8 protein-coding genes are annotated in these 5,359 nt (G+C 65.7%); 4 read left to right on the top strand and 4 right to left on the bottom strand.

Annotated features, from left to right (window positions below):
• Positions 1-1,045: ABC transporter transmembrane domain-containing protein (locus tag ACFP9U_RS23600; RefSeq protein ID WP_378625197.1), on the bottom strand; the 1,045-nt coding region annotated here is incomplete at its 3' end.
• A gap of 196 nt (positions 1,046-1,241) precedes the next feature.
• On the opposite strand from ACFP9U_RS23600, the gene rpmE reads away from it, so the two are divergent.
• Together rpmE and ACFP9U_RS23590 are read left to right on the top strand one after the other, a co-directional pair.
• Positions 1,242-1,463 carry a 50S ribosomal protein L31 gene (gene rpmE, locus ACFP9U_RS23595; protein ID WP_322453057.1) on the top strand — a complete coding sequence of 74 codons (222 nt, stop codon included), beginning with the start codon at positions 1,242-1,244 and terminating at the stop codon, positions 1,461-1,463.
• A 78-nt stretch (positions 1,464-1,541) separates the two neighbouring features.
• A complete protein-coding gene (locus ACFP9U_RS23590; RefSeq protein ID WP_378625195.1) occupies positions 1,542-2,126 on the top strand; it encodes a GNAT family N-acetyltransferase in 585 nt (194 codons plus the stop codon).
• Positions 2,127-2,143: 17 nt separating this feature from the next.
• On the opposite strand, the gene ACFP9U_RS23585 is transcribed toward ACFP9U_RS23590, so the two are convergent.
• Positions 2,144-2,530, bottom strand: a complete 387-nt coding sequence (locus ACFP9U_RS23585; RefSeq protein WP_322453059.1) for a DUF2794 domain-containing protein — start codon at positions 2,528-2,530, stop codon at positions 2,144-2,146.
• Between the two features lie 458 nt (positions 2,531-2,988).
• On the opposite strand from ACFP9U_RS23585, the gene ACFP9U_RS23580 reads away from it, so the two are divergent.
• Positions 2,989-3,531, top strand: a complete 543-nt coding sequence (locus ACFP9U_RS23580; RefSeq protein ID WP_378625193.1) for a low molecular weight protein-tyrosine-phosphatase — start codon at positions 2,989-2,991, stop codon at positions 3,529-3,531.
• Here ACFP9U_RS23580 and thpR read toward each other — a convergent pair.
• The gene (gene thpR, locus ACFP9U_RS23575; RefSeq protein ID WP_322453061.1) at positions 3,432-4,031 is read right to left on the bottom strand and encodes an RNA 2',3'-cyclic phosphodiesterase; all 600 of its coding nucleotides are present in this window, start codon (positions 4,029-4,031) and stop codon (positions 3,432-3,434) included. The genes ACFP9U_RS23580 and thpR overlap by 100 nt on opposite strands.
• Before the next feature lie 83 nt (positions 4,032-4,114).
• Positions 4,115-4,792 (bottom strand): arylesterase, encoded by a 678-nt coding sequence (locus tag ACFP9U_RS23570; RefSeq protein ID WP_378625192.1) that lies wholly within the window; start codon positions 4,790-4,792, stop codon positions 4,115-4,117.
• A gap of 62 nt (positions 4,793-4,854) precedes the next feature.
• On the opposite strand from ACFP9U_RS23570, the gene ACFP9U_RS23565 reads away from it, so the two are divergent.
• A partial coding sequence (locus ACFP9U_RS23565; RefSeq protein ID WP_378625190.1) for an ABC transporter ATP-binding protein occupies positions 4,855-5,359 on the top strand: 505 nt, incomplete at its 3' end.

Here is a 5,359-nt window from a genome sequence, read left to right as displayed (position 1 = left end):
CGCGCGCGGGCTCGGGCAACGGCACGGGCTTCTCGGGCGCGGCGATCACCGGTTTCTCCATGAGAAGCTCGCTCATGCGCTCGGCCGCACCCGCCGCCTGGGCCAACTCGCCCCAGACCTCCGACAAGGCGCCGAGCGCCCCGGCGGCCAGAATCGCGTAGAGGAGGAACTGCCCGAGCGTCCCCGCCGTGATGGTTCCCGCCAGCACGTCCTGGGAGCCGACCCACAGCACGGCGACCACGGAAGCGGAGGTCGTAAAGATCGCCAGGAAGGTCAGCAGCGCACGCGCGGAGATGGAGGCGCGCGCCGCCCGGAACGCCGCTTCCACCGCCGCACTGAACCGCCTCGCCACGCTCTCTTCATTGGTGAAGGCTTGCAAAACCTTGACGGCGCCGATCTGCTCGCCGGCGAAGGCGCTGGCCTCGGCCAGCGTGTCCTGCGCATGCCGCGCACGCCGCCTGACCGACCGGCCGAAGGCCATCAGCGGCAAAACGATGAACGGGATGGCCACGACCACAAGCAGCGAGAGACGCGGACTGGTGATCACCATCATCGCCAGCGCCCCTAGTCCCATGATCGTATTCCGCAGCGCGACGGAGGCGGTGGCGCCGACGGCGGCCTTGACCTGCGTGGCATCCGCCGTCAGCCGCGAAACGATCTCGCCCGACCGCGCCGTGTCGAAGAAGGAGGGAGAGAGCCGCGTGACGTGGCTGAAGACGTCGTTCCGCAGGTCCGCCACCACGCGCTCGCCCAACGTGACCACAAAGTAGTAACGCAGCGCCGAGGCAAGGGCCAGGACGGCGCCCACCACCAGGAGCATGGAGAAGTAATTGGTGATGAGCGTCCCGTCCGACCCGGAAAAGCCATGGTCGATCATCCGCCGCACGGCAAGCGGAAGCACCAGCGTGGCGGCCGCCGCCAGAAGCAGGAAAGCCACCGCGCCCGCGACCAGGCCGCGGTAGCGGCGCACATAGGGCACCAGCCGCCGCAGGGGCTTGAGGGAACGCCGCGCCTTATCCACGGGCACGGCATCTGTTTCGGCCATTGTGTTTCCTTCCGGCGTCGCCTCCAAGTTTCAGCCTTGGCGGCCTTGTCTCGCCCGGGCGCCTGATGTATAGGCACGCGAGCCTTTCCGAAGCCGTAGCCCTCCTTGGCCGCGGCTTCAAGTTTTCGTCATGGGCGAGATTGCCGCACGGAACGCCGGCAAACGCGCCGATGCGCAGACCATTCAGGATAGACCGATGAAAGCCGACATTCACCCCGATTATCACATGATCAAGGTTGTCATGACCGACGGCACCGAATACGAGACGCGCTCCACCTGGGGCAGCGAGGGCGACACGCTCCAGCTCGACATCGATCCGCGCACGCATCCGGCCTGGACCGGCGGCTCGCAGGCTCTTGTCGACCGCGGTGGCCGTGTTTCCCGCTTCAAGAAGCGCTACGAGGGGCTGGGCATCTGACCCGTCTCCATTCGACACTATCCAGGCGGCCATCGAGCCGCCTTTTCTTTTGCGCATCGGTCTGCAATGAATGCCACGATGCTGACCGACAGACAAACCGAACTGCTCATCCGGCCGACCGCTTCCGCCGATCTTCCCGCGATCACGCGCATCTACCGCCACGCCGTGGAGACGGGCACGGCGAGCTACGAGCTGACGCCGCCTGACGAAGAAGAGATGGCGGCGCGCCGGGAGGCACTCGTCCGCAACAGCTATCCCTATCTGGTGGCGGAAGAAGGCGGTCAGGTGCTCGGCTACGCCTATGCGGGTCCTTTCCGCACCAGGCCGGCCTACCGCTTCATGGTGGAAGATTCGGTCTATATCGCGCCGCACGCGCAGGGCCAGGGCATCGGCCGGCGCCTCCTTACGGTTCTGATCGAGGAATGCGAAAGGCTGGGTTTCCGGCAGGTCGCCGCGGTCATCGGCGACGGCTCACCCTCGAGCCCCTCCGTGCGGCTGCACGAGGCGCTTGGCTTTCGCCATACGGGCGTGCTCGAAGACAGCGGCTACAAGCACGGGCGCTGGCTTGATACGGTTTTCATGCAGCTCAGCCTCAACGGCGGTGCGGCCACCGCCCCGGATCCCGATTCCCTGCCGGAAAGGATGTTTCGCAGAGGCCTTTGAGGGGGAACGCGTAGTGCCTATGCCCGCACGAGCTTAAGCGTGCGGTCGAACACGGCGAGCACGCGGCCGAGTTCATGCCCGCGCTTGAGTATAAGCCCGCTGGCGGCGATCACGCTGTAGGCGCCCTGTTTGCGCGCCAGCTTCGGGTTCTTCACGATCTGGAAGAGCGGCACTTCGCTGGTGCGGCGAAAGACGGAGAAGACGGCCCTGTCCTTCAGATGGTCGATGGCATAGTCGCGCCATTCGCCGGCGGCGACCATCTGTCCGTAGAGACGCAGGATCTGGTTCAACTCCCGCCGGTCGAATGTCACCGGAAGGTCGTTGCGGGCGCGCCGCGCCTCGCTCAGCCATACGAGATTTCCGGAGTCGTCGCCATCCTCCCCCGCGCTTCCGAAATCGGTCATGTCGCGCTCGCATCCTTGTGACAATTTTATGAATCAAGGTGGCTCGGCAAGACAGCAATTGCAACCCCACCGGAAAATGGGGAGCAGCGCGAGCAGCCATCACGAAAGCAGACAAGATGTCGGATTTGGTGATCGCTTGCCCCATTCTCGCCGTTTTCTGTCCAAGCTCCCGCCTGATTTAGAAGCCAGCATCACACTCGTTGCCTGAGACGGTTCGGTCCGGAGACGGCTCCGTACCCCAAGCCCCCCCGCCCACGGGGTCGTGGCCGGATCGAACCAACTCCGGGCGGCTCGCCGCCCAGTCACGCAGGGCAACGATCCCGAACTGGATCAGCGCCGGTACAGGCCAATGCCGTACCGGCGTTTTTTGTTCGTTGTAATCAGCGAGTACGATTTTCGGCCGGCAACCGCCTGAAGCGAGGTTTGCGCGAAATCGCAAAATTCACTACCTCTCCGTCATGACCGACAGCATTTCCTCATCACCTGGGGAGCGGCCGACCGCCATTCTCTTCGTCTGTCTCGGCAACATCTGCCGCTCGCCGCTGGCCGAGGGCATCTTCCGCGCCGTGGCCGCCGAACACGGGCTCGCGCAAACCCTCCACCTCGATTCGGCAGGCGTGGGCGCATGGCACATCGGCGCACCGCCCGACCCGCGCGCGATCGCCACCGCACACCGTTTCGGCCTCGACATAACCGGCCAGCGGGCGAGGCGGGTGAGCCCGGAGGATCTCCTGCGTTTTGACCTGGTGTTCGGAATGGATCGCTCCAACGTCGCCGCACTGAAGAAGCTGGCGCCGGCGAAGGCCAGCGCGCGCATTCATCTTTTCCTGGACTATGCGCTCGGCAGACCGGACGACGTACCCGACCCCTATTACGGCGCGGACGACGGCTTCGCCGCGGTCTACCGCACGCTCCACGAAGCGTCTGAAGCGCTTGCCGCGAGGCTTTCCGAGCGCGCCGGCTCGGCCCGCAGCAAGGGCCAGGCTTCCTCGATGATATAGGGCCCGCCGCCGATCGATTCGCGCGAGGACATCAGGACGAACCGCCCCACCCGGAAGGGCGCGGCGGCGAAGTTGCCGCGCGCGGAAAGATAGGCCGCGACATCGCGCGGGCTGGCGTTCTTCAGCCGCGCCAGCGTCACGTGCGGGGTGAACTTGCGTGGGTCCGGCGGCAGACCGACGCGGCGGCAGATGCGCTCGATCTCGGCCTGGAGGGCATAGAGATCCGGTGAGGCCGCAACACCCGCCCACACCGCGTGCGGCTTCTTCTGACCGAACGCGCCGACCCCTGAGAGCGTGAGCGAGAAGGAGGGCCGGCGCACCCGGTCCAGCGCATTGGCGACCTCGTCGGCCACGTGGCCTTCGACATCACCGATGAAACGCAGGGTAAGATGGTAGTTTTCGACATCGCCCCACCGGGCTCCCGGGAGGCCGCCGCGCAGAAGCGAAAGCGACAAAGCCGCATCGCGCGGAATCTCGAGGGCGGTGAACAGTCGCGGCATGGCAACCTCCTCGAATCTCGATATGTCTTGGTTAGCGAATCATCGATCGGGCACAGGAGCAAGCGCTTTCTGGCACCTGCTCCTCAAGCACCGGATTTTTCCTCCGCGATGATTCGCTCGACCGCGGGCAGGGCATTTTCCACCATCACGTCCACGCCCTCGGCATTGGGATGCATGCCATCCTCGAGCAGCAGCGCGCGGTTGGCCGCCACGCCCTCGAGGAAAAACGGCACCAGCGGCAGCTCATGTTCCCGCGCCAGTCGCGGATAGATGGCGTCGAACGCCTCCTGATAGTCCGGCCCCAGATTGGGCGCGGCATACATGCCCACGAGCAGTACCGCCATGCCACGCTCCTGCAGCCGGACGATCATCGTCTCCAGGTTGTGTTTTGTGCTTTCCGGCGAAAGCCCGCGCAGCATGTCGTTTGCGCCGAGCCCGAGGATCACAAGGTCGGTCTCCTCCGGCACCGACCAGTCGAGCCGGGAAAGCCCGCCGCTGGTCGTATCTCCCGAAACCCCGGCATTGGCGACGGTCACGTCGTGGCCGCGCGCCCGAAGCGCGGCTTCGAGCTTCTCCGGAAAGCTCTCGCCGGGAGCAAGCTGGTAGCCGGCCATCAGGCTGTCGCCGAATCCGACGATGCGGAAGGGCTCCGCCGCCGCGGGCGCGGCAATGCAAAGGAAAAGCGCCAGAACCGGCACCGATGACATTTTCGTGAGCGACGCGAGGGCACTGAAAATCTTGCCCAGAGCTTTGAATGCCATGAAACTCGACCCATATCTGCCGGACCACGCCCGGTTTATTCCTCATATAGGACGCTCCACCCGTGCCCAAACCCGTCATCGAACTCGACAACGTTTCCCTGCGGCTCGGTGAGGGCGCCTCCTCCGTGCATGTGCTCAAGGGCGTCAGCCTGACCGTGGAAGATGGCCAATCCACGGCGGTGGTCGGCCCATCCGGCTCCGGCAAGTCGACGCTGCTCATGGTGATCGCCGGGCTGGAGAAGGTCGATAGCGGCACCGTGCGCGTGGCCGGGCAGGCGCTCAACGGGCTGAGCGAGGACCAGGTGGCGGCCTTTCGCGGGCGCACCATCGGCATCGTCTTTCAGTCATTTCACCTGATCCCCAACATGACGGCGCTGGAAAACGTCGCGGTGCCGCTGGAACTTGCCGGCCACCGCGACCCGTTCGGGCTGGCCGAGCGCGAGCTTGCGGCGGTCGGGCTCAAAGAGCGCCTCACCCACTATCCCGGAGAGCTTTCCGGCGGCCAGCAGCAGCGCGTGGCGATCGCCCGCGCCCTCGCGCCCGAGCCCGCCATCATGATCGCCGACG

This window comes from Nitratireductor sp. GCM10026969 (genome assembly GCF_042660605.1).
Taxonomy (GTDB): Bacteria; Pseudomonadota; Alphaproteobacteria; order Rhizobiales; family Rhizobiaceae; genus Chelativorans.
Note: the sequence above shows the minus strand (reverse complement) of the source record. Positions and strands in the feature narration are given on the sequence as shown.